This window comes from Pseudomonas sp. BJa3, assembly GCF_026343815.1.
Classification (GTDB): domain Bacteria; phylum Pseudomonadota; class Gammaproteobacteria; order Pseudomonadales; family Pseudomonadaceae; genus Aquipseudomonas; species Aquipseudomonas soli.
This window is the reverse complement of the sequence record NZ_JAOXMC010000018.1, coordinates 1-23,272: the sequence shown is the minus strand read 5'-3', so window position 1 is coordinate 23,272 and position 23,272 is coordinate 1. Positions and strand designations below refer to the sequence as shown.

General features: G+C 63.8%; 19 protein-coding genes and 1 pseudogene. 9 read left to right on the top strand and 11 right to left on the bottom strand.

What is annotated here, in order from left to right:
• Positions 1–30: 30 nt before the first annotated feature.
• Genes OH705_RS21010 through OH705_RS21000 form a run of 3 tightly spaced genes read right to left on the bottom strand, consistent with a single transcriptional unit; the run spans position 31 to position 4,579 of the window.
• On the bottom strand, positions 31–1,437 hold the full coding sequence (locus OH705_RS21010; protein WP_094010578.1) for an efflux transporter outer membrane subunit: 1,407 nt from the start codon (positions 1,435–1,437) through the stop codon (positions 31–33).
• Between the two features lie 3 nt (positions 1,438–1,440).
• Entirely contained in the window at positions 1,441–3,399 is a 1,959-nt protein-coding gene (locus OH705_RS21005; protein WP_267302882.1) for a MacB family efflux pump subunit, read from the bottom strand.
• 1 nt (position 3,400) lies between these two features.
• A complete protein-coding gene (locus tag OH705_RS21000) occupies positions 3,401–4,579 on the bottom strand; it encodes an efflux RND transporter periplasmic adaptor subunit (RefSeq protein ID WP_038705727.1) in 1,179 nt (392 codons plus the stop codon).
• A 203-nt stretch (positions 4,580–4,782) separates the two neighbouring features.
• Between OH705_RS21000 and OH705_RS20995 the strand changes: the two are divergent.
• The 3 genes and pseudogenes from OH705_RS20995 to OH705_RS20985 all read left to right on the top strand — a co-directional run.
• A pseudogene (locus OH705_RS20995) lies at positions 4,783–5,268 on the top strand (sigma-70 family RNA polymerase sigma factor); the annotation flags it as partial.
• 169 nt (positions 5,269–5,437) lie between these two features.
• Complete coding sequence (locus tag OH705_RS20990) at positions 5,438–5,923, top strand: response regulator (protein ID WP_023631447.1); 486 nt, start codon at positions 5,438–5,440, stop codon at positions 5,921–5,923.
• 69 nt (positions 5,924–5,992) lie between these two features.
• A complete protein-coding gene (locus tag OH705_RS20985; protein ID WP_110604220.1) occupies positions 5,993–7,318 on the top strand; it encodes an MFS transporter in 1,326 nt (441 codons plus the stop codon).
• A 156-nt stretch (positions 7,319–7,474) separates the two neighbouring features.
• Here the strand turns inward: OH705_RS20985 and OH705_RS20980 are convergent, their stop codons facing one another.
• Positions 7,475–9,139: an electron transfer flavoprotein-ubiquinone oxidoreductase gene (locus OH705_RS20980; protein ID WP_110604221.1), complete on the bottom strand. Its 1,665-nt coding sequence runs from the start codon at positions 9,137–9,139 to the stop codon at positions 7,475–7,477.
• 543 nt (positions 9,140–9,682) lie between these two features.
• Between OH705_RS20980 and OH705_RS20975 the strand changes: the two genes are divergently transcribed.
• From OH705_RS20975 to OH705_RS20955, 5 genes are all read left to right on the top strand, one after another.
• On the top strand, positions 9,683–10,432 hold the full coding sequence (locus OH705_RS20975) for an electron transfer flavoprotein subunit beta/FixA family protein (protein WP_023631443.1): 750 nt from the start codon (positions 9,683–9,685) through the stop codon (positions 10,430–10,432).
• Entirely contained in the window at positions 10,433–11,362 is a 930-nt protein-coding gene (locus OH705_RS20970) for an electron transfer flavoprotein subunit alpha/FixB family protein (protein ID WP_038705728.1), read from the top strand.
• 86 nt (positions 11,363–11,448) lie between these two features.
• Positions 11,449–12,270, top strand: a complete 822-nt coding sequence (locus OH705_RS20965) for a substrate-binding periplasmic protein (RefSeq protein WP_023631442.1) — start codon at positions 11,449–11,451, stop codon at positions 12,268–12,270.
• 9 nt (positions 12,271–12,279) lie between these two features.
• A complete protein-coding gene (locus tag OH705_RS20960) occupies positions 12,280–12,633 on the top strand; it encodes a DUF4398 domain-containing protein (protein ID WP_102683122.1) in 354 nt (117 codons plus the stop codon).
• Positions 12,630–13,439, top strand: coding sequence for an OmpA family protein (locus OH705_RS20955; RefSeq protein ID WP_267302881.1), 810 nt, complete (start codon positions 12,630–12,632; stop codon positions 13,437–13,439). The genes OH705_RS20960 and OH705_RS20955 overlap by 4 nt, the downstream gene beginning before the upstream one ends.
• A gap of 456 nt (positions 13,440–13,895) precedes the next feature.
• Here the strand turns inward: OH705_RS20955 and dacB are convergent, their stop codons facing one another.
• Positions 13,896–15,359 (bottom strand): D-alanyl-D-alanine carboxypeptidase/D-alanyl-D-alanine-endopeptidase, encoded by a 1,464-nt coding sequence (dacB, locus tag OH705_RS20950; RefSeq protein ID WP_267302880.1) that lies wholly within the window; start codon positions 15,357–15,359, stop codon positions 13,896–13,898.
• Between the two features lie 185 nt (positions 15,360–15,544).
• Here dacB and OH705_RS20945 point away from each other — a divergent pair, with 185 nt between their 5' ends.
• Positions 15,545–15,889: a YggL family protein gene (locus tag OH705_RS20945; RefSeq protein WP_023631687.1), complete on the top strand. Its 345-nt coding sequence runs from the start codon at positions 15,545–15,547 to the stop codon at positions 15,887–15,889.
• Positions 15,890–15,919: 30 nt separating this feature from the next.
• On the opposite strand, the gene OH705_RS20940 is transcribed toward OH705_RS20945, so the two are convergent.
• The 6 genes from OH705_RS20940 to OH705_RS20915 form a co-directional block, all read right to left on the bottom strand.
• Positions 15,920–19,552, bottom strand: a complete 3,633-nt coding sequence (locus OH705_RS20940; RefSeq protein ID WP_110604224.1) for a transporter substrate-binding domain-containing protein — start codon at positions 19,550–19,552, stop codon at positions 15,920–15,922.
• Between the two features lies 1 nt (position 19,553).
• Positions 19,554–20,174, bottom strand: a complete 621-nt coding sequence (locus OH705_RS20935) for a response regulator transcription factor (RefSeq protein WP_031315749.1) — start codon at positions 20,172–20,174, stop codon at positions 19,554–19,556.
• Between the two features lie 278 nt (positions 20,175–20,452).
• Positions 20,453–21,784 carry a deoxyguanosinetriphosphate triphosphohydrolase gene (locus OH705_RS20930; RefSeq protein ID WP_031315750.1) on the bottom strand — a complete coding sequence of 444 codons (1,332 nt, stop codon included), beginning with the start codon at positions 21,782–21,784 and terminating at the stop codon, positions 20,453–20,455.
• A gap of 78 nt (positions 21,785–21,862) precedes the next feature.
• A complete protein-coding gene (locus OH705_RS20925; protein ID WP_038705731.1) occupies positions 21,863–22,186 on the bottom strand; it encodes a hypothetical protein in 324 nt (107 codons plus the stop codon).
• Entirely contained in the window at positions 22,183–22,557 is a 375-nt protein-coding gene (locus OH705_RS20920; protein WP_023631677.1) for a phage holin family protein, read from the bottom strand. The genes OH705_RS20925 and OH705_RS20920 overlap by 4 nt, the downstream gene beginning before the upstream one ends.
• Positions 22,558–22,566: 9 nt before the next feature.
• The gene (locus OH705_RS20915; RefSeq protein WP_023631678.1) at positions 22,567–22,878 is read right to left on the bottom strand and encodes a DUF883 family protein; all 312 of its coding nucleotides are present in this window, start codon (positions 22,876–22,878) and stop codon (positions 22,567–22,569) included.
• Between the last annotated feature and the right edge of the window lie 394 nt (positions 22,879–23,272).

Sequence of the window (23,272 nt, the reverse complement as noted above, 5' to 3'; positions counted from 1 at the left end):
CAAACCCGAGCTTGCAGCGAATCGCGTAACCTACAGCTTGACCGGCGTCTGCCAGCCCCCACCCAATGCCTTGTACAGCGCCACGCTGCCCTGCAGCTGCTCAAGGCGCAGCTGTGCCTGCTGGTCCTGGGCCAGGTACAGCGTGCGCTGGGTTTCGAGCACCGTCAGCAGGGTCTCGGCGCCGGCGGCGTAACGTTGCTGGGCCAGTTCGAAGGCGACGCGTGCCTGCTCCACCTCCTGGTCCTGCCAGCGGCGCTGGCGTTCGACACCGGCGACGGCGTTCAAGGCTTTCTCCACATCCGCGAAACCTGCCAGGATGCTGCCGCGGTACAGCTCCAGCAATTCCTCCTGTTCGGCGCTGGCCTGGTCCCGCGCGGCACTGAGTCGGCCGTTGTTGAAGATCGGCGCGGCGAGGCCGGCCGTCAGGGTGTAGTAGGGGCTGTCGAGGACATTGGGCAGGGTGCGTGCACCGCTGCCCAGGTTCGCGCCGAGTATCAGGCGAGGCAGCATGGCCGCCCGTGCTACCTGGATGTTGGCGCTGGCCGCCGCCAGGCGCGCCTCGGCGGCGGCGATGTCCGGCCGCCGGCCGAGCAGTTCGCTGGGCACGCCGCTGCCGATGCTGGGCCATTGTAAGTTGCTGATCATTTCGCGATTGTCGGGCAGGGCCTGAACCGGGTCGCCCAGCAGGGTGGCGAGGACGATGCGGTTGTCCTGGCGACGCTGTTCGAGCAGCGGCAGCTGGCGTTCCTGGGCCGCCACCAGGCTGCGCTGCTGGGCCAGTTCCAGGCGGGTGGCCGAGCCTGAACGTTCGCGGGCTTCGACCAGGCCCAGCACGTCGCGGGCATTGTCCAGGTTGAGCTGGGCGATGCGCAGTTGCTCGTCGAGTGCCAGGCTTTGCAGGTAGCTGTCGGCCACGGCGCTGACCAGGGTCAGCTCGACGGTCTGGCGATCGAAACGGCTGGCATCCAGGCCGCGCAGCGCGCTGTCGCGGGTGGCGCGCAGGCCGCCCCAGAAATCGATCTCGTAGCTGGCGCTCAGGCGGGTGCCGAACGAGGTGCTGGTGCGCTCGCTGCTGCTGGCGTCGAGCTGCCTGTTGCCTTCACCGCGCAACAGGCGCTGTCGGCTGCCATCCAGGCCGAGCTGTACTTCTGGCAGTAATGGCGCGCCGGCGATCACTGCGATGGCCTGGGCCTTGCGCACCCGCGCCGCGGCCGCCGCCAGGTCGTGGCTGTTCGAGCGCGCGCGCTCGACCAACCGGTCCAGTTCCAGGCTGGCAAAGGCGCGCCACCACTGGTTGTCCGGCAGCGCCTGGTTGGGGCTGGTCGGCCCTTGCCAGGCCGCTGGGGCGTCGATGTTCGCCGCAGGCGGCGGTGGGGTGCTGCAGGCGGCCAGGCCAAGGCTCAGGGCCAGCAAGCTGATACGGCAGGGGATCGTCATGGGTTATTCGCTGGTAAGGGCCTTGACCGGGTCGAGGCGGGCGGCCTTGCGGGCCGGCATGAAACCGAACACCACGCCGGTGATCACGGCGCAGGCAAAGGCGCCGAGGATGGCGGGCAGGGCGAAGGCCACGGCGATGTCGGCCAGCAACAGGCTGGCACCGATGGCCAGGGCCAGGACGATGCCGGTCACGCCGCCGACCATCGACAGCATCACCGCCTCGGTGAGGAACTGGCGCAGGATGTCGCGCTGGCGCGCGCCGGTGGCCATGCGGATGCCGATCTCGCGGGTGCGTTCGCGCACGGTCATGAGCATGATGTTCATCACGCCGATGCCACCCACCAGCAGGGAGATCGCGGCAATCGCGCCGAGCATCAGCGACAGGCTGTTCTGCGTGCGGGCCTCGGCCTGGATCAGTGCGGCGTCGTTGGTCAGGACGAAGTCATTCTTGCCCTGGTGGCGCTGCAGCATCAGGCGCTCGATCGCCTGCTCGGTCTCCTTCACCCGGCTGGAGTCCAGGGCGGCGATGGTGACGTATTCCGGGTCGCGGCTGCCGAACAGGCGGATGGAGGCGGCGGAGTAGGGCACCACCACGCGTTCGTCGCTGTCCTCGCTGCCGGAGCTGGCGCCTTTGCCCTGGAGCACGCCGATCACCTGGAACGGCACGTTGCCGATCAGCAGGTACTGCCCGAGCGGATTGCTGCCCGGGCCGAACATCTTGTCACGCACCTTCTGCCCGATCACGGCCACGGCGGCGCCGTTGGCTTCGTCGGCCTCGCTGTAGAAGCTGCCCTCGACCACGGGCCAGTTGAAAATCTCGGGGAACCAGGTGTTGTTGCCGCCAACGTAGAACTGCTCGCCCTTGTTGCCGTGGCGCACCATGAGCTTGTCGCCGATCACCGGCATGACCCGTTTGACCTGGGGCAGTTCGCCGATGGCATCGACATCGTCGAGGGTGACGATGCCCATCAGTTCCTCGGAGGAGTGCTTGCCGTTGAGATAGAGGATGTTCGAGCCGAATGCGGCCATCTGTGCCATGACCTGGCGCTTGCTGCCTTCGCCGACCGCGAGCATGACTACCACCGAGGCGACCCCGATGATGATGCCGAGCAGGGTCAGCGCGGTGCGGAAGCGGTTGATCCACATTACTCGCCAGGCGGCCTGCAGGGACTCGACCAGTTCGCCTTTCCAGGCGCCGCGCTGGGTGGCGCCGCGGTCCAGGCGCTGGCGCAGGTCGTCGGCCTGCAGCTGCCGAGGGATGTCGGCCGACGGCTGGCTGGGGGAGTCGCTGACCACTTCGCCGTCGCGCACTTCGATGATCCGCTGGGCACGGGCCGCAACTTCACGGTCGTGGGTAATGAGGATGATCACATGGCCCTGGCTGGCCAGCTCGTCTAGCAGGGTCATCACCTCGGCGCCGCTTTGGCTGTCGAGGGCCCCAGTGGGTTCGTCGGCGAGGATGATGTGCCCGCCGTTCATCAGCGCCCGGGCGATCGACACCCGTTGCTGCTGCCCGCCAGACAACTGGTGCGGGCGATTGCCGGTGCGGCTGGCCAGACCCAGGCGCTCGAGCAGGGCACGGGCGCGGGCATGGCGCTCGGCGGGCGGGGTGCCGGCATAGATGGCCGGCATCTCGACGTTCTCTTGGGCCGAGCCCGAAGGGATCAGGTGATAGCCCTGGAACACGAAGCCGAACGCTTCGCGACGCAGCCAGGCCAGCTCGTCGCTGTCCAGTTCGGCGACGTCCCGGCCGGCGAAACGGTAGTTGCCCGAGGTGGGGCGGTCGAGGCAGCCGAGTATGTTCATCAAGGTCGACTTGCCGGAGCCCGAGGCGCCGACGATGGCGACGAACTCGCCGGGGTGGATGCTCAGGCTGATGCCGCGCAACACCTCGACCCTGGGCGAATCGACACCGCCGTAGACCTTGCGGATGTCGCACAGCTCGATCAGGGGCGTGGCCATCTCAACCCCCACTGGCGGCAGGCAGGCCGATGACCAGGCGCTCGCCTTCGTTCAGGCCTTCGAGCACCTGCACCCGCAGGCGGTCGCTCAAACCGGTGCGCACCTGGCGCGCCTCGACCTGACCCTTGCTGTTCAGCACCTGGGCCAGGCGCACGCCGTCGCCGGGAGTGTCATCCAGTGCGGCCAGGGGCACGCTGAGCACCTGGCTGGCTTGCCCGGCGACGAAGAACACCTGGGTGGTCATCTCCGCCATCAGGGCACCGTCGGGGTTGTCCACGTCCAGCAGCACGGTGTATTGCACCACCTTGCTGCCGGTGGTGCCGGCGGTGGCGCTGGCCGGGCTGCCACCGCCCTGGCTGGTCTGGTCCAGCGGCTTGGGCGGTACCGGCAGGATCTGGCGCACGGTGCTGGTCCAGCGGCGCTTGCCGCCGGCCAGGGTGTTGAAATAGGCGGTCATGCCCGGTTTGACCTTGCCGATGTCAGCTTCGGACACCTGGGCCCAGACGGTCATCGGCGAGAGCTTGGCGATCCGCAGGATCAGCGGGGTCTGCTGCTGGGCATTGAGGGTCTGGCCTTCGCGGGCATCCACCGCCACCACCGTGCCGCTCATGGGGGCGTAGATGCGCGTGTAGCCCAGTTCTGCCTCGTCACTGCGCAGGCTGGCCTGGGCCTGGCGGATCTGCGCCAGGTACATGTCGATGCGGGCCTGGGTCACCTTCAGTTGCGCCTGCGCCGTCTGCAGGTCTTCCTGGCGGGTGGCGCCGGCGGCGGCCAAGCCTTGCTGGCGCTGGTATTGCTGCTGGGCTAGCTGGTACTGCGCACGCTGTTCGGCCAGCTGGGCCTTGAGGTTGTCGATCGAGTACCGTGCGGCATCGAGCTTGGCCTGTTGCGTGGACGGGTCGATCTCCACCAGTAACTGGCCTTGGCGCACCTCGTCACCGGCCTCCACATGCAGCTTGCGAATCTGCCCCGAGGCCTGGGCGCCGACGTCGACGTAGCGTCGTGGTTGCAGGGTGCCCAGCGCGGTGACGCTGCTTTCGATGTCGGCGCGCAGCACCGGCACGGTGCTGACCGGTGCGCCGCCCAGCGGCAGGACCTGCCAGGCCACCAGGCTGCAAAGGCTGGCCAGGCCCAGGGCGCCGATCAGTGCTCGGCGGCGGGTATTGGGTGTGCGTGTCATGCGGGCTTCCAGCCGGAGGTAATGGCCGAGTGCTGCAACACGGCACGCGCTCGGGGATCCCAGTTAAACGAATGTGACTGATGACGATTTAACTCGGGGCTGGGGGCTGCGTGTTGCTGCGAATAATTATAATTTGTAAGATCGCACGCTGATATCATCCAGCCCTGCTGCCGCTGCCTGTCAGCGCTTGAGCGGAGACGACAGGTGCCGTCGTGGAACACTACTATCGCGAGTTGGTGAGTTTTCTGTCCGCCCGGCTTGGCAATCGTCAGGCGGCCGAAGATGTCGCCCATGATGCCTACATCCGAGTGCTGGAGCGCACGGAAGGCGAACGGATCGAACATCCGCGTGCGTTTCTTTACCGCACGGCAATGAACCTGGTGGTCGATCATCATCGGCGGCACCTGGTACGTCAGGCCGAGCCACTCGAGGTACTCGACAGCGACGAGCGCTGGCACAGCCCGGCACCGACGCACAGCATGCAGCTCGACCAGCGCCTGGCGCTGATGCAGCAGGCCTTGGGCGAGCTGAGCGCGCCTTGTCGTGACAGTTTCCTGCTGCGCAAGCTTGAGGGCCTGTCGCACCAGCAGATCGCCGAGCGCCTGGATATTTCCCGTAGCGTGGTGGAAAAGCACATCGTCAACGCGATGAAGCACTGTCGCGTGCGCATGCGCCAGTGGGAGTCCTGAGCGCCTGCAGGCGGATGTGAAAATTCCGTGAGCGGGTGACTTGATTTCTCCCGGGTTCACGACAACTATCAATAAAGACCCCCGTCCAGGCGCTCCGCCTGACGTTGCCGTTGCCGGCGCAGTATGGTCATGGAGCCACCGTCACCATCCAACTGCCCAGGTCCGGACGATGCCTAACAAATCCATGCGCATCCTCATTGCCGACGAGCATCCCGGCCAGCGCCTGCAACTGGAGAGGATGCTCAACGGCCTGGGTTACTACCGGATCGCTCCGGTGGAGACGTTCGACGACCTGCAGCGCCTGGTGCACAGCGCCCTGGAGCCTTTCAACCTTCTGGTGGGCAACATCGAGTTGGCCAGCCATGCAGGGGTCGACCTGGCGCGCTTCTGCCGGGTCAGTTCGCAGATCCAGCACGCGCTGCTGTATCACTCGCCTCACCTGAAGGTACCGGCGGTGCCGCCGAGTGACCGGCATGCGGTCAGCATCAGCCTGCCACACGCGCCTGACAGCGAGGCGCTGGAGTCCTTCATGGCGATCATCGATTTGCCGGTACTGGTTGGGCAGTTGCCCCTGCCGCCGGGTTTGGCAGGGGTTTCGAACGCCTCGCGGCGGCGCACCAACCTCGCGCAGACGGTGTTCTGCCGCAACTCCTGAAGCGCGGGCGGCCACAGGCCCAAGGCTTTTGCTATTCTCTTGGCCTTTTGCCACGTTGCGGAAGCTGCCATGACTGCGCTCGATACCACACGCCCGCCACGGTTCAGCCGTAGCGACCACCGGACCCTGGGGCTGGCCGCGTTGGGTGGCGCTTTGGAAATCTACGATTTCATCATTTTCGTGTTCTTTGCCCTGGTCCTCAGCCAGCTGTTTTTCCCGCCCGAGATGCCGGAATGGCTGCGTCTGCTGCAGAGCTTCGGGATATTCGTCACCGGTTACCTGGCCAGGCCGCTGGGTGGCATCCTGATGGCCCATTTCGCCGATCACCTGGGCCGCAAGCGGGTGTTCAGCTTGAGCATCCTGATGATGGCACTGCCGTGCCTGCTGATCGGCGTGATGCCGACCTACGCCGACATCGGCTACGCCGCGCCGTTGATCCTGCTGGCGCTGCGTATCCTGCAAGGGGCGGCGGTGGGCGGCGAGGTGCCCAGTGCCTGGACCTTCGTTGCCGAGCATGCGCCAGCGGGGCGTCGTGGCTATGCGCTGGGCTTTCTCCAGGCGGGGCTGACCTTCGGCTACCTGCTCGGGGCCCTGACTGCGACCTTGCTGGCGCAAGTGTTCACACCCCAGGAAATTCTCGACTATGCATGGCGCTATCCCTTCCTGTTGGGTGGGGTGTTCGGCGTGATTGGTGTCTGGCTGCGCCGCTGGTTGAGTGAGACGCCCGTGTTCCTGGCGTTGCGCGACCAGCGTGAGCAGCCGCTGGCATTTCCGCTGCGCAGCGTGCTGAGCCGTCACCGTCGGGCATTGATTCCGGCGGCGCTGCTGACCTGCGTGTTGACCTCGGCGGTGGTGGTGCTGGTGGTGATCACCCCGACCGTCATGCAACAGCGCTTTGGCATGAGCGCCGGGCATACGTTCGCGCTGAGCAGCGTGGGCATCGTCTTCCTCAATATTGGCTGTGTGCTGGCTGGGCTGCTGGTGGACCGTATGGGGGCTTGGCGGGCATTGATGATCTATAGCCTGCTGCTGCCGCTGGGCATCGGGGCGCTGTACGCCAGCCTGGTGGGGGAGTGGGGCATGACTTGGCTGGCCTATGCCCTGGCCGGTCTGTGTTGTGGCGTGGTCGGGGTGGTGCCGTCGGTGATGGTCGGGCTGTTCCCGGCCGATATCCGCGTGTCGGGTATCTCCTTCACCTACAACATCGCCTATGCCCTGTGGGCCAGCACCACACCGCTGGCGCTGATCGCGCTGATGCCGTGGAGCCCGTGGGTGTGTGTCGGTTTCTGCCTGTTCATGGGCATGGTCGGGTTGCTGACGGCGCTCTATTTTGGGCGTCGCGAGCTACTGACGTTCGATGCCGAGCCAGTGCCGCTCATGTGTGGTGACAATTGAGCCAGTGAGTGCTGAGCTGTAGAGCGCAAGACTAAACGCCGCGCTGGTCAAACTATTCGACCGACGCCAAGGGGCTTTTTAAGGGAGTCGGTACCGCCTGATACGAAAAAGCCCCCGGGCCAAACGGCGCGGGGGCTTTTTGATGCGGGACAGGGCCTACATGTTCGGGTAGGTCGGCCCGCCGGCGCCTTCAGGGGTGACCCAGGTGATGTTCTGGGCCGGGTCCTTGATGTCGCAGGTCTTGCAGTGCACGCAGTTCTGCGCGTTGATCTGGAAGCGCTTGTTGCCGTCTTCCTGGGTGATCACTTCATAAACGCCCGCCGGGCAGTAGCGCTGCGCCGGTTCGTCGTACAGCGGCAGGTTGCTGGCGATCGGGATGCTCGGGTCGGCCAGCTTCAGGTGGCAGGGTTGTTCCTCTTCGTGGTTGGTGCTGGAGAGGAATACCGAGCTGAGCTTGTCGAAGCTGAGCTTGCCGTCGGGTTTCGGATAGTCGATCTTTTGCGAATCCGCCGCGAGCTTGAGGCAGGCGTAATCCGGCTTGGTGTCGTGCAGGGTGAACGGCAGCTTGCCGCCGAACCAGTTCTGGTCGACGTAGTTGAACGCAGCGCCGAGGATCGGGCCGAACTTGTGCATGGCCGGGCCGAAGTTGCGGCTGGCGAACAGCTCTTCATGCAGCCAACTGGCCTTGAACGCGCTGACGTAGCTGTTGAGCTGGTCACCGCCCTCGCTGCCGGCGATCAGTGCGTCGGCCACCGCTTCGGCGGCGAGCATGCCGGACTTCATCGCGGTGTGGCTGCCCTTGATCTTGGCGAAGTTCAGGGTGCCGAGGTCGCAGCCGATCAGCGCGCCGCCGTTGAACACCATCTTTGGCAGCGAGTTGAAGCCGCCCTTGCAGATGGCGCGGGCGCCGTAGCTGATGCGCTTGCCGCCTTCGAGGTACTGGCTGATCACCGGGTGGTGCTTGAGGCGCTGGAATTCGTCGAACGGCGACAGGTACGGGTTGGCGTAGGAAAGGTCGACGATCAGGCCGACCACCACCTGGTTGTTCTCCAGGTGATAGAGGAAAGAACCACCGGTATTGTCCTTGGCCATCACGTCTAGCGGCCAGCCGGCGGTGTGCACCACCAGGCCCTGTTCGTGCTTGGCTGGGTCGATCTCCCAGATTTCCTTGAGGCCGATGCCGTAGTGCTGGACGTCGGACTCGCTGTCCAGGTCGAAGCGCTTGATCAGTTGTTTGCCGATGTGGCCACGGCAGCCTTCGGCGAACAGGGTGTACTTGGCGCGCAGCTCCATGCCCGGGGTGTACAGGCCGTCCTTCGGGTTGCCTTCGCGGTCGACACCGAGGTCACCGGTAATGATGCCGCGGACCACGCCGTTTTCGTCGAACAGCGCTTCCTGGGCGGCGAAGCCCGGGTAGATCTCAACGCCGAGGTTCTCGGCCTGCTGGGCCAGCCAGCGGCACAGGTTGCCCAGCGAGATGATGTAGTTGCCCTGGTTGTGCATGGTCTTGGGCACGAACAGGTCAGGCACTTTTGTCGAGCTGCCGGCATCCTTGAGTACATAGATGTCGTCGCGTTTGACTTCGGTGTTCAGCGGCGCGCCCAGTTCTTTCCAGTCGGGGAACAGTTCGTTCAGGGCACGTGGTTCGAACACCGCGCCGGAGAGGATATGGGCGCCGACTTCGGAGCCTTTCTCGACCACGCAGACGCTGATCTCGCTACCGGCTTCGGCGGCCTTCTGCTTCAGGCGGCAGGCGGCGGACAGGCCCGCCGGGCCAGCGCCGACGATGACCACGTCGAATTCCATGTATTCGCGTTCCACAGGTTCTCTCCTACTCAAGGCTCATCGCGTTGCTTGTCTTTTATGGGTGTTCACGGTCACGTGCGGCGTTCAGGTGCTGTAGCTTCGCAGGTGATGGACTACACCGTTTTGTCTTGGCCGCGCATTATATCTACACCACTTGGCGGGTCCAATACAAACGTTTGTTTGAATTTGTCGGAGGCCCGTAAAATCACAGGTAGGCGGCTGGAGCCTGGCCAATTTGCCGTATTGACCGGATTGGGTGTTACGGTCAAGATACGAGCGCTTTCGCGTTCGCCGTAGGCTGACCGTCGGGCGCAGGTGCACCCCTAAAGACCGGGCGTAGAGCAGGGTTTACGGGCCGAATCAGTCTTTGTAGTGGAGTCTACACGGCACCACAGGAAATGACCCGCGGGTTTTACCCTGCAATGGTCGTAACAGGACTGATCGGTCACTTGAACGTTGCCGGTGTCGACACGTTTTTAGAGGTGCCCTTGTACCCACGCGCATTCGCCGGGCAGCCCCCAGGCGACATTCTTTTCACCGGAGAGTAACGAGGAATCCATGAAGGTTCTTGTAGCTGTCAAACGAGTGGTCGACTACAACGTCAAGGTTCGCGTCAAGGCGGACAACTCCGGCGTCGACCTTGCAAACGTCAAGATGTCCATGAACCCCTTCTGCGAAATCGCCGTGGAAGAAGCCGTACGCCTGAAAGAAAAGGGCGTTGCGAGCGAGATCGTCGTCGTTTCCGTTGGCCCGGCCACAGCCCAGGAGCAACTGCGTACCGCCCTGGCCCTGGGTGCTGACCGCGCCATCCTGGTCGAAGCTGCCGACGAACTTAACTCCCTGGCTGTGGCCAAGGCCTTGAAAGCCGTTGTCGACAAAGAGCAGCCACAGCTGGTCATCCTCGGCAAGCAGGCGATCGACAGCGACAACAATCAGACCGGCCAGATGCTGGCGGCGCTGACCGGCTTCGCCCAGGGCACCTTCGCCTCCAAGGTCGAGGTTGCAGGCGACAAGGTCAATGTCACCCGTGAAATCGACGGCGGCCTGCAGACCGTTGCGTTGAACCTGCCCGCCATCGTCACCACCGACCTGCGTCTGAACGAGCCGCGCTACGCGTCGCTGCCGAACATCATGAAGGCCAAGAAGAAGCCGCTGGAGACCGTTACTCCAGACGCGCTGGGCGTTTCCCTCGCCTCCACCAACAAGACCCTCAAGGTCGAAGCACCTGCTGCCCGCAGCGCGGGTATCAAGGTCAAGTCGGTGGCCGAACTGGTCGAGAAGCTGAAGAACGAAGCGAAGGTAATCTAAATGACTATCCTGGTTGTCGCTGAACACGAAAACGGTGCCGTAGCTCCGGCCACCCTGAACACTGTCGCTGCCGCCGCCAAGATCGGTGGTGATATCCACGTACTGGTCGCAGGCCAGAACGTCGGTGGCGTCGCCGAGTCCGCCGCCAAGATCGCAGGCGTCGCCAAGGTGCTGGTCGCGGATAACGCGGCCTACGCCCATGCCCTGCCGGAAAACGTCGCGCCGCTGGTCGTCGAGCTGGCCAAGGGCTACAGCCATGTGTTGGCCCCGGCCACCACCAACGGCAAGAACATCCTGCCACGCGTCGCCGCGCTGCTGGACGTCGACCAGATCTCCGAGATCATCTCGGTGGAATCGGCCGATACCTTCAAGCGCCCGATCTACGCGGGCAACGCCATTGCCACCGTGCAGTCGAGCGCTGCCGTGAAGGTCATCACCGTGCGTACCACCGGCTTTGACGCCGTGGCCGCCGAAGGTGGTTCGGCTGCCGTCGAAGCCGTCGCCGCTGCCCACGACGCTGGCAAGTCGGCCTTCGTCGGCGAAGAGCTGGCCAAGTCCGACCGCCCAGAGCTGACCGCTGCCAAGATCGTCGTCTCCGGCGGCCGTGGCATGGGCAATGGTGACAACTTCAAGCACCTGTACGCCCTGGCCGACAAGCTCGGTGCCGCTGTGGGCGCCTCGCGCGCCGCGGTCGACGCCGGCTTCGTGCCGAACGACATGCAGGTCGGCCAGACCGGCAAGATCGTTGCGCCACAGCTGTACATCGCCGTCGGTATCTCCGGCGCGATCCAGCACCTGGCTGGCATGAAGGACTCCAAGGTGATCGTCGCGATCAACAAGGACGAAGAGGCACCGATCTTCCAGGTGGCCGACTACGGCCTGGTCGCCGACCTGTTCGAAGCGGTTCCAGAGCTGGAAAAGCTGGTCTGATCCGACTGCTTCACTTATAAAGAACCCGGACCGCCCCTGGCGGTCCGGGTTTTTTCATGATTTTTTTCAGGGGCGGGAGAGGGTGCATGGCGTTTCGCTGGAGCAAGGGAGGACTGGCCTGTGTGCTGGCGCTGCTGTCGACTCAGGCCTTGGCGGTGGGTAAATGCGAGCGCCTGGTGGCCACCGGCAGCCCGGATGCGCCACCGTATTCCTGGCAGGATCCGCAGGACCCCAAGCACCTGATCGGCGCCAACGTCGACCTGCTTCGCCAAGTCGCCGCCGAGCTTGGGGTGAAGGTCGAGGTGCTACACGCCGGCAAGCGCGAACAGGCGCTGGAGGAAGTGCGCAGCGGGCGCATGGACCTGTTGCTTGACACGCCGATGCAGGTAACCCAGCTGACCAGCCTGGACTATATCCATCCGGCCTTGCAGCTCAATGAATACCTGGTCTGGACCCGTCATGACGCGCCCCTGGTATTTGACGGCCCGGCCGACCTCGCCCGCTACCAGGGCGCCCTGTCGGAGAAGGCCCGCCTGACCCCGGCCTTCGAGGCGTTCGCCAAGGCCCAGCTAAAGCTGGAACCGGCGCAGAACTTGACGCAGGCTTTCCAGAAACTGGTGCTTGGCCAGGTCGATTATGTGCTGGCCGGGCGTTACTCGGGCATGGCCATGGCCCAGAGCCTGGGCGTGGGTAACGACCTCATCGCCCGGGGCTTGCCGGTGGACCGGCCGGGGTTGTACCTGACGGTGTCGCACAACTCGGCCTGCAACGACAGCTGGTTGCGCGGACAACTGGCGAAAAAACTGACAGAATTGCCGATCTCCGGGGCGAGCGAGGCTGTGCTGCAGCGCAATGTCGAGCGTTGGAAGGCGCAGATGCAGGCGTCGCAGGGTGCCCCCAAACAGTAGGAAGCGTGTGTGAGAATCCAACCCTTGATGCTCGCCCTGGCCGTGCTTGGCCTGGCCGGCTGTGCCAATGATCCGGCACCCAATGAACAGCTGCGCTTGTCTGAGCAGGCGCTCGAGCAGGCCAAGGCGGTCGGTGCCACCGAGCAGGTGCCGGAGTTCAAGTTGGCCGAAGACAAACTGGCCCGCGCCAAGAGCAACATGCTCGGTGAAAGCTATCGCGACGCACGCATGCGCGCCGAGCAGGCCGAGCTCGATGCCCGCCTGGCGGAGGCGCGGGTGCTGAACCAGAAAAGCGAGGAGCAGTTGCAGGTGTTGCAATCGCGTATCAAGCGTCTGCGCAAGCAACTGGAGGTGCAGCCATGAGCCGCTTCAAGCCCATGGCCGCGTTGGCCTTGCTGGCCCTGGTGGGGTTGCAGGGCTGCGCCAGCCAGCGCAGCGAGTCGGCGCTGGACGACGCGAGCGCCGCGTTCCAGAAGGTCAAGGACAATTCCGACGTGCTGCGCAGCGCGCCCCGTGATGTGATCCGGGCCGGCGAGTCGCTGGGGCGCGCGGAGCGCCTGGCCGGTTATGTCGGCACCGGCAGCGATGTTCGCCATTACGCCTACCTCAGCCAGCGCTACAGTGAGATCGCCAGCGAGCATGCCAAGCTGGCATCGAACCAGGAGCGCATGGCCAAGCTCGATCTGGAGCGCCAGCGCCTGCAGTTGGCCCTGCGCGAGGCCAAGCTGGCGAGCGTGCAGCAGCAAGGCAAGTTCGTCGAGGCGCAGATTGTAGCGCTGGCGTCCGAGCAGACCGACCGCGGCCTGGTGATGACCCTGGGTGACGTGCTGTTCGACACCGGCCAGGCCGACCTCAAGAACTCGGCCAGCCGCACCGTGCTCAAGCTTGTGCAGTTCCTCCAGCTCAATCCGCGTAGAGTGGTGCGGATCGAGGGTTATACCGACAGCACTGGCGCTGCGGAAGAGAACCTGAAGCTGTCCCGTGATCGTGCCCAGTCGGTGGCTGACATGCTGGTTGACCTGGGCGTGGATGAAACGCGCATCCAGGTCGAGGGCTATGGTGACCAGTACCCGGTGGAAGCCAATGCCTCGGAGCGGGGCAGGGCGCAGAATCGTCGGGTAGAGATCGTCTTCTCCGACGACAAGGGCAAGCTCGCCCCCGCACGTTGAGCCCCGCCTACGAGATCACGGCAAGTCGCATCGGCGCACCGATGCGACAGCCAGTCAATGATCAACTGCCAAACAAGCATTCGTGCTTTTTCGTCTTGCTCTTGCTCTTGCTCTTGCTCTTGCTCTGCTTCTAAGCGCGCAATAGTCCAGGCGCCGCCAATTGCGACTTCAGGAGGCCGAACGCAGGGTTTGCGCAGGGAGGTGACGGGCATGGATGCCCGTCAAGCGCCGATCAGGCCATGGATGGCCCGTCGGCGTGTCCTCCCGGAGCGAGCCCGGAGTGAGGGGACCCCGAAGCGAAGCGTAGGGGCCGGATGAATGGAGCCAGCGGTTTTTGCCTTCTTTTGCCCGCGCAAAAGAAGGTCGCCGTAAAGGCGAAAAGGTGACTATGCGTCACCCTCGCCAATGCATGTGCTTACATCAATCAAAACCCACACTTTGAGGACCCAAGCCCGGTCAGGGCATCACCCCAACAGTCCCATTCCCCACCTTCGGCTGCCGATAAAGATCCAGCAACACCTGATCCAGCACCTGCGAAGCCCCCCAAGGCTTGGGATCATTGAGAATGGCCGCCACCGCCCAGGTGTGCCCGTTGCTGTCCCGGCTGAACCCGGCAATCGCCCGCACGGTATTCAGGGTCCCGGTCTTGATATGCCCTTCGCCCGTCATGGCGGTGCGCTTGAGCCGCTTGCGCATGGTGCCGTCCATGCCCACCAGCGGCATCGAACTGATGAACTCGGCCGCGTACGGGCTCTTCCAGGCCGCCTGCAGCAGCGCGGCCATCTCGCGGGTGCTGACCCGCTCGGCACGGGACAGGCCCGAGCCGTTCTCCATCACCAGGTGCGGCGCGGTGATGCCTTTCTTGGCCATCCACTGACGCACCACACGTTGAGCGGCGCGGGCGTCGTCGCCGTCAGCGTCGGTGCGGAACTGTGCGCCAAGGCTCAGGAACAACTGCTGGGCCATGGTGTTGTTGCTGTACTTGTTGATGTCGCGGATCACTTCCACCAGGTCTGGCGAGAAGGCACGGGCCAGCAAGCGTGCGCTTTTGGGCACGTTCTCGATGCGGTCGCGACCCTGGATGCTGCCGCCCAGTTCGTTCCAGATGGCGCGGACGGCGCCGGCGGCATAGGTTGGGTGATCCAGTAGCGCCAGGTAGGTCTGCGAGTTGCAGCCATCGGCGAGCTGGCCACTGACCGTGACGCTGACACCATCGGGCTGCACCACCGGGTTGTAGCGCACTTCACCATTGCACTGCTTGCCCGCCACGGCCTTGACCTGGTTGTCGATACGGATGCTGGCGATCGGTGGTTCGACCGACACGTTGACCTTGCCACCGTCGTTACGGGCCACGAAACGCAGAGCCTTCAGGTTGACCAGCAGCGAGTCCGGCTTGACCAGGAACGGTTTGTTGTCGTCGCCGCCGTCATCGTTGAACTGCGGCAGGTTGGGTTGCACGAAGTGGCTGCGATCCAGGATCAGGTCGCCGGTCACGGTACGCACACCGTTGGCGCGCAGGTCGCGCATCAGCAACCAGAGCTTTTCCATGTTCAGCTTGGGGTCGCCACCGCCCTTGAGATACAGGTTGCCATTGAGCACGCCGTTGCTCAGTGTGCCGTCGGTGTAGAACTCGGTTTTCCATTGAAAGGTGGGGCCCAGCAGCTCAAGCGCGGCATAGGTGGTGACCAGCTTCATGGTCGAGGCCGGGTTGACCGAAACGTCGGCGTTGAAAACGGTTGCCGCGCCTGGTCCGTCCAGCGGCAGCATGACCAGCGACAGGGCCGAGTCCTGCAGCTTGTTGGTTTTGAGCGCCTGTTGCACCTTCGGTGACAGGTTAGTGTTTACGGTGGCGGCCTGGACTGACAGCGACAAGGGCAGCAACAGGCCGGCGAACAACAGTGGGCGGAGCGTCTTGATCATAAATGGACAAACCCTGCAGGCGAGGGGAAAAGACAATGGGGCTGTATGAAATGATGGCCCCAGGACGAATATAGTGCGCATTATGCCCCAAGCGTGCTCTGTATGGGCCTCGTTCGACGGAAAAGCGCCGTTGTGCGCCGGAAACTGGTAAAGTGCCGCGCGTAATTAATTGAGAGGATTGTTTCATGGCTACCAACCGTTCCCGTCGCCTGCGCAAGAAACTGTGCGTGGATGAATTCCAGGAGCTGGGTTTCGAACTGAACCTGGGCTTCAAGGAAGACCTGTCCGATGAAGCCATCGATGCCTTCCTCGATGCTTTCCTGGCTGATGCCATGGATGCCAACGGCCTGGACTATGTTGGCGGTGATGACTTCGGCCTGGTCTGCTCCGTCAAGCGTGGCTCTGTCACCGAAGAGCAGCGCGCCGCTGTCGAAGCCTGGCTCAAGGGCCGTAGCGAGCTGACCAATATTGAAGTCAGCCCGCTGCTGGATGCCTGGTATCCGGAAAAGCCGATCAACCCGGCTTCCTGATTGATGTCGGCGGTACGTCCTGTACCGCACTCATCCCACCTTGGCCAGGTGCTGTAGCTGCCTGGCCAGGGCGTTCTCCACGCGGCGCATGTGCCGCGCCAACACCTGACGACGCCTTCGCAGTTCGGCCAGGGGTACGTCCGTTACCTCCAGCGCTTGGCAAGCCTCGATCAGCGCCCGCGCATTGAGCATCCGTCCCGCGCTGAGGATCTTGTGTGCCTGCAGGGCCAGCTCGTCGCCGTTGTGCTGAGGATCTATGGCCATCAGGATCTTCAGGTCCTGACGCAGGCTCAGCAGCAGGGTTTCCAGGATGCGGTCGCGGTCGGCGAGGTTGTCGCCGACGATGGTCGAAAGGCCTTTGAGGTTAAAGCCTGTGGCCGGTCCATGGCGGTGGACGCACTGCCGGGCAAGCGGCGTGATGGCCCTCAGGCGTTGCCCCAGCACCTGCAGGCCGATGGGTTTGAGCAGGCAATCATCCATGCCGGCGTCGAGGCACTGCTGGCGTACCTCGGGCTGGGCGTTGGCGGTATAACCGAGAATGGTGCAGCGCGGTCGGTCATGCAGGCGCTCCTCCGTGCGTACGGTCCGGGCCAGTTCGTAGCCATTCATCTGTGGCATGTTGCAGTCCACGATCAGCACATCGAAACAGCCTTCACGCCATTTGCGCAGCCCTTCGCCGCCCTCTTCGGCGCTTTCCTGCTTCAGGCCCAGGTAGTTCAACTGCTGGGCCATCAGCAGCAGGTTTGCCGGGTGGTCGTCGATTACCAGAATGTTCAGTTGCTCGTCCGGTGGCAGGATTTGCGCCATGGGGCGCGGCAGGTCCGCGACCGGCTCGACACACTGCAATGGCATCACCAGGCGCACGCGGGTGCCGACACCTTGCAGGCTTTGCAGGGTCAGTTCGCCCCCCATCATCGCGCACAAGTCACGGCTGATCACCAGCCCCAGCCCCGTGCCGGCCCTGGCGCCGTCGCTGTAGGGGTTGGCCTGCACGAAGGGGGAAAACAGGCGCTGCAGGTCCTTCTCATGAATTCCGATACCGCTGTCGCGGACCTCCAGGTCAAGCACCGGCAACGTCGGTTCGCCGTCGGTGCGCAGCTTGACGGTGATGCGTACCTGCCCCTGCTCGGTGAACTTGATCGCATTGCTGACCAGGTTCGACAGGACCTGCTTGAAGCGCAGCGGGTCGAGCAGCGCATGGCAACGGGCCTCGCGGGCAATCACCACATCCAGCACCAGCCCCTTGTGTCTGGCCAGGCCGTCGAACACCCGCCCGACCGATTCGACCAGTGCCGCGAGGTCGACGGGTTCGGGTGCCAGGGACATCTGCCCGGACTCGATCCGGGCAATATCCAGGATGTCGCCGATCAAACCCAGCAGATCGTTGGCCGAATGGTGCGCGACTTCTAGCGCGGGGCGATCCAGCTTACCCTGCTCGGCGCGCTTGAGGGCCAGCTCCAGCATGCCGATGAGGGCATTCATCGGCGTACGGATCTCATGGCTGATGGTGGCCAGGAACGTGCTCTTGGCCCGGTTGGCGTCATCGGCCTGCTGCTTGGCCAGGCGCAGGTCCTGGACCAGGTTACGGCGCTCGCTGATGTCGATCCAACCGCCGATGATTCCTTGCATTTCGCCCAGCGAGTCGCGGTAGGGCAGGATCCAGTGATAGATCGTCAGGTCGCGGTCTTTCAGGTGCAACGGGCGATCGAGAATCAACGGGGTTCCCTGTGCCATTACCCGCTGGTAGTCGTCCTGCACCTGCTGGGTATAGTCACAATCGCCATAGGGGGCGTCTTCCAGGCGTTTGCCCAGCACCTGTTCGCGGCTGGCGCCGACCGCTTGCAGATAACTGTCGTTACAGCTTTGCAGGCGGCCCTCGCGATCACGCACATACATGGGGTGGGGGGTGCCGTTGAGCAGGGCGCCCATGAATTCCAGCTGGTCGTTCAACGCCCGTTCGGCCCGTTGACGCTGCTTGATTTGACGGCGCAGCCGGGCATTCCATATCAGCGCCAGGACCAGGAGTACGGCGATCACCCCGCCCACCTGCAGGATCACCCGGAGGTAGCTGCGCCAGTAGGCGTCGTCACGCAGGCCGTGGTCGCGCCAGCGGCTGTTGATCACCCCCAGTTCCTCCGGCGAGATGCTCAGCAACGCCTTGTCGAGGATCGAGCCCAGCTCGCTGGCGTCGGGGGCGGTGGCCATGGAAAAGGCAGCGGGTTCTGTGCCGACCGTGCTGCGGATGACCAGGTTGTTGCTGGTGGCGAGCATGTGGTTGGCGTCGATCAGGGTGGCGATTGCCGCGTCCACCGCGCCGCTGCCCAGCAGCACCATGGAATAATAGGTGCTTTCGGTGGCAACCTGGTGGATCCGCGGGTGGCGAGCGGCAAGCAGGGCGGCCACGGTGCTGTCGCGGGGAACGGCGACCCGCTTGCCTTTGAGCTGCTTGAGGCTGTTGGGTTGGTCGGCGCCGCTAGGGGTCACCAGCACATAGGCGCTCTCCAGATAGGGGCGGCTGACCTGCAAAGGGTTGCCCCGGCGTGCCTCGGTGGACAAGCTGGCAATGATATCGGCACGCCCGGATTCGAGCTGGTCGATCATGTCGCCGTCGCCACTGGCGCGGCGGATCTCGAAGCGAAGCCCGGTGCGCAGGCGAATGAGCTCGAGCAGGTCGGCGACTATCCCGCGCAGGCGATCATTGCTGTCGAAGAACGTCAATGGCGCCGCGGTGTCGTTGACCACCACGCGCATGATCGGGTGTTGGCTCAGCCACTGCTCTTCGCGTGTCGACAACTGCAGCTTGCGGTCGGTCAGCAAACTGCCGCTGCTGGCGCTCCAGCGTTTGAAGATATCGTTGCGGGTAATGCTGGACTGCGCGTCAAGCGCGGCATCCACCAGGGCCTTGAGGACAGGCTCGCCCTCGCGCATGGCAAAGCTGAAGCCTACGGCTTCGTGCTTGCCGAAGTTGGCCATGCGCACATGCGGCAGGTGGCCCTGGCTGATCAGGTAGTGAGTCGAGATGGTGTCGCCAATGAACACGTCGGCCTGTTCGAAGGCCACGGCGTTCAGGGCCTGGGTGGATGACTCGAAGGTCAGGAGCTCGGCCTTGGGGTAATTGGCGTGGATTTCTCCTGGCGGCAGGTAGTGATACAGCATGCTCAGACGCATGCCCGCCAGGCCGGTGTCTAGCGCACGGCTCTCGTCCTCGCGGGTCACCAGCACGGGTTGGTCAATGGCATAGGGGCGCGACAGCGCCAAGCCCTGGGTAACGGCTTCGTAACCGTTGGCGCTGCCCAGCAGATCGATATGGCCGCTCTTTAGCGCCGCCACGGCCGCCGGGCGGCTGGGGAAACGCTGCACGCGTACAGGCAGGCCAAGGGCGCTGCCGATCAAGCCGGCGTAGTCGGCGGTCAGCCCTTGGTATTCGCGTCCACCCGTGGCGATATCAAAGGGTGGATAATCAGGCGCCGAGGTGCCCAGCACCAGCTCCTTGCGCTGTGCGAGCCAGTCGCGCTGGGCCGCTGTCAAGGGCGGCCGGACCGACGTCGGCGCTGAGCGGCTGAGCAAGGTGTAGGTGCGGCCCAGGTCGACGGTCACGCCGCCACCCTGCAGCGGTGTGCCCAGGCAGAGCAACAAGATAGCGATGTACCTCCACGTCATCATTTCAAACCAGTGCGTTGCGCTTGGCGACATCGATCAACTCTACCAATGTGCTGGCGCGCAATTTGTGCATGAGGCGTTTTTTGTAGGTGCTGACGGTCTTGTTGCTGAGGAACATGCCCTTGGCAATTTCCTTGTTGCTGCGGCCCTGGGCAAAAAGTTGCAGGACCATCAACTCCCGGTCGTTGACCTGGCGGAACAGTTCCAGTTCCTGGTTGCTGCCTGTCGGCGGTGGATTGAGTGCCTGGCTGGGAAAGTAGTTGTAGCCGGACAGCACGGCCTTGATGGCGCTGAGCAACTCGCTGAGATCTTCCTGTTTGCACACATACCCGGCCGCGCCGGAATGCATGCAGCGCACCGCGAACAGTGCCGGGGATTGCGCCGTCAGCACCAGAACCTTCAACGGAATGGCCATGGCCTGCAGGCGCGACAGCATTTCCAGGCCATCGAGCTTGGGGATGCTGATGTCCAGTATGACCAGGTCTGGTGGGGTCTCACGGATAAGCTGCATGGCGTCAACGCCATTGTCCGATTCACCGACCACCCGGTATCCCTGGTTCTCCAGCAACATCCGTATCGCCAAGCGTATAACGGGATGGTCATCAACAATAAAGACTGAGTGCATATTCAACATTCCAGCTGCAGGTGAAGGCAGCCGGCACATTAGCTCAGTTGCATGGCGGCGGGCAGGGAGGTAAGTGCCAAATGCGGGATATAGGAATTAACTTACAGCGCCCGTGAAACTTTGCTACGACAGTTGTAGATATTGGCGGGCTTTTATCAGGAGTTGATAACTTTCGCCCGGGGTGGGGGTGGGTAAGTTTATTTATAAAAAAATGGTTTAGGAAATTTCATACAAATTAAACGTGGGGCGGCAAACATTCGTCTGCCGCCTCGTCTAGGTTACTTCGGGCTGGAGCGCCCGGTCATTTCCTGGGCCATTTCACTGGCGTAGCTATCGGTCATGCCGGCGATGAAGTCGATCATGCGCAGGAACGCGTCATGCAGCGAACCTTGAGGGTCGGGGGCATTGTTGCCGATCAGGTCCAGCACCCGCCGGCTCTTGAACGACGGCGTGCGCCCACCGTGCTGCTCCAGAGCCGCGCCACAGAACGTGTTGAGCAGGATCTCCAAGGTCGTGTAGGCGCCGATCTCGTGCAGCGTCTTGCGCTTGTCCTGGAAGATCTTCTTGCGCGCCATGTCCTTGGCCTGGAGCACGCAGCGTTGCGCGGGGCCGTGCATGTGTTCTACCAGGTCACCGGCCAGCCGCCCGGCAAGCAGAGCTTTCTGTTGTTCGACGAAAGCCTGGGCGGCGGCATTGGTCAGGTGCTCGATGGCCTTGCCGCGCAGGATCGCCAGTTTGCGCCGACGTGACTCGCCCGGGCCCAGCAGGCGATAGGTTTCCGGCAGGTCGTCACCCACCAGGTCCAGCAGCAGCGCTTCGACCTCGGCGTACTGCAGCAGCTCCATTTCCAGCCCGTCCTCGAGGTCGATCAAGGCATAGCAGATGTCGTCCGCGGCCTCCATCAGGTACACCAAGGGATGGCGCGCCCAGCGTTGGTGTTCGAGCTGAGGCAGACCGAGCTTGCCGGCGATCTGCTCGAGCAGCCCCAGTTCGCTCTGGTAGCAGCCGAACTTGTGTTTCTTGTAGCCCAGTGCGTCGGCGTGGCGCGCAGTCCAAGGGTACTTGAGGTAGGCGCCCAGGGTCGCATAGGTCAGGCGCATGCCGCCGTCGAATTGGTGGTATTCGAGCTGTGTGAGGACGCGAAACCCCTGGGCGTTGCCTTCGAAATTGAGAAAGTCGCCGCGCTGCTCGTCGCTCATGTCGTCCAGCCAGCCCCGCCCCGCGGCCTGCTGGAACCAGTGACGAATGGCATCCTCCCCCGAATGACCGAATGGCGGGTTGCCGATGTCGTGGGCCAGGCACGCCGACTGCACGATCATCCCCAGGTCGCTGGGCTCGCACCAGTCTGGCAGTTGGCCCCGCAGGGTTTCGCCGACACGCATGCCGAGCGAGCGGCCGACGCAACTGACTTCCAGGGAATGGGTGAGGCGGGTGTGGATGTGGTCATTGCTGGACACCGGGTGCACCTGGGTCTTGCGCCCCAGGCGGCGAAAGGCGCCGGAGAAGATGATGCGGTCGTGATCCTTGTGGAAAGGACTGCGTCCGAGCTCCTCGGGGCTGTAGAGGGCCTTGCCCAGTCGTTCGCGGGTCAGCAGGGTTTGCCAGTCCAAGGCGTGGTCTCCCATCGTAGAGTCGGGATAGCTTCCTGTGTCCGGCGCGCCCGCGCAAGGGCTGGGCGCGCTCGGGCTTCAGCGGCGGCGGCTGAGCATCAGGCGAATCAAGGGTGCCAGGCTGGCACCCAGGCGTACCAGACGCGTCAGGTTGCCGCTGCGCACGCCCTTGCCGGTCAGAAAGCCCAGGGCAACCACGGCGCCAATGCCCCACAGCGAGCCATGCTTGACTCCCAGGCCGTCACCGAACGAGCCACCCATGCCACGTAGGCGTCGCACTGGTTCAAGCAACTGCCCGGATTCTTGACGGATTTGCTGGCGATGCATTTCCATGCGCAGGCGCAACAGCGCCTTGCGCAGTTCCCGCGGGTTACGAGTGTTGGGGAGTTCTGGCAGGCTCATGGCAGCAGGCGCTCCCGATCCTTGGCCAACTCCTCGAGGGTGGCGTTGAAGGGCGAGGACTCGTCGAACACCGCAGCTTTCAAGCGCAGGCCGCAGTACAGCGCGGCGATCCCGTAGAAGGCGCACAGGCCGATGATGCCTGCCAGGCGATAGCTGTCCCACAGCAGCACCAGCACCAGGCCCGACAGGGCGGTAAGCAGCAGCAGGGCGAACACCAGCGCCAGGCCGGCGAACAACAGCAGACTCAAGGTACGGGCCTTCTGCTCCTGCAACTCGATTCCGAACAGCTCGATATGGCTGTGCAGCAAGCCCAGCACGGCCGCGCCCAGGCGCCTGCCGGAGGCGCCCGTGCCGATGGCTTCGTTGTCCATGAAGGTTCCTCAGCGCTTGGCCAGCAGACCGATCAGCAGGCCGACGCCGGCGGCGATGCCGATAGCCTGCCACGGGTTCTCCTGCACGTACTGCTCGGCGCTGCCCAGGGCCGCCTGGCCACGGGCGCGCACCGAGTCCTGGGTCAGTTGCAGGGTTTCGCGAGCCTGGACCAGGCGATCGTGGATCTGCTCGCGCAGTTCATCGGCCTGGTCGCCGGCCAGGTTGGCCGTGTCGGCCAGCAGTTTTTCGGTGTCGCGGACCAGGGCCTGGAAGTCAGCCATCAGTATGTCTTGTGCAGTCTTTGCCGATTTGCTGGCCATGAGTGGGCCTCTCCCTGTGGATGTGTGTGGCTATTTCGAGTGATCGATGACGCGGAAGGTTCAGCGGGATGTGTTGGTACAGCGCTTGCTAAAAAGCGGTGCGTGTCTGCCTTAGGCTGCGCCGAAATAATGCGCCCATGAGACGGACACCGTTAAACCTTAACCCAATCCACGACAAACCCAAGAAAAAACCACGCAGGCAGCTGCCAACTCACCGAAACAGGGCAGGGGCCTGGCACCGATGCGGTGCATGGATGCCGGTTCTTGAACTGTCCTGGTGCTTTTTGCAGGTCTGCCCTACATGGAAAATACCCATAGGGTATGACTCACCCACATGGGTTACAAATCAGTTCACGCACATAGGTAACAGTCTTTAACTGGCAGGGTCGGTTTT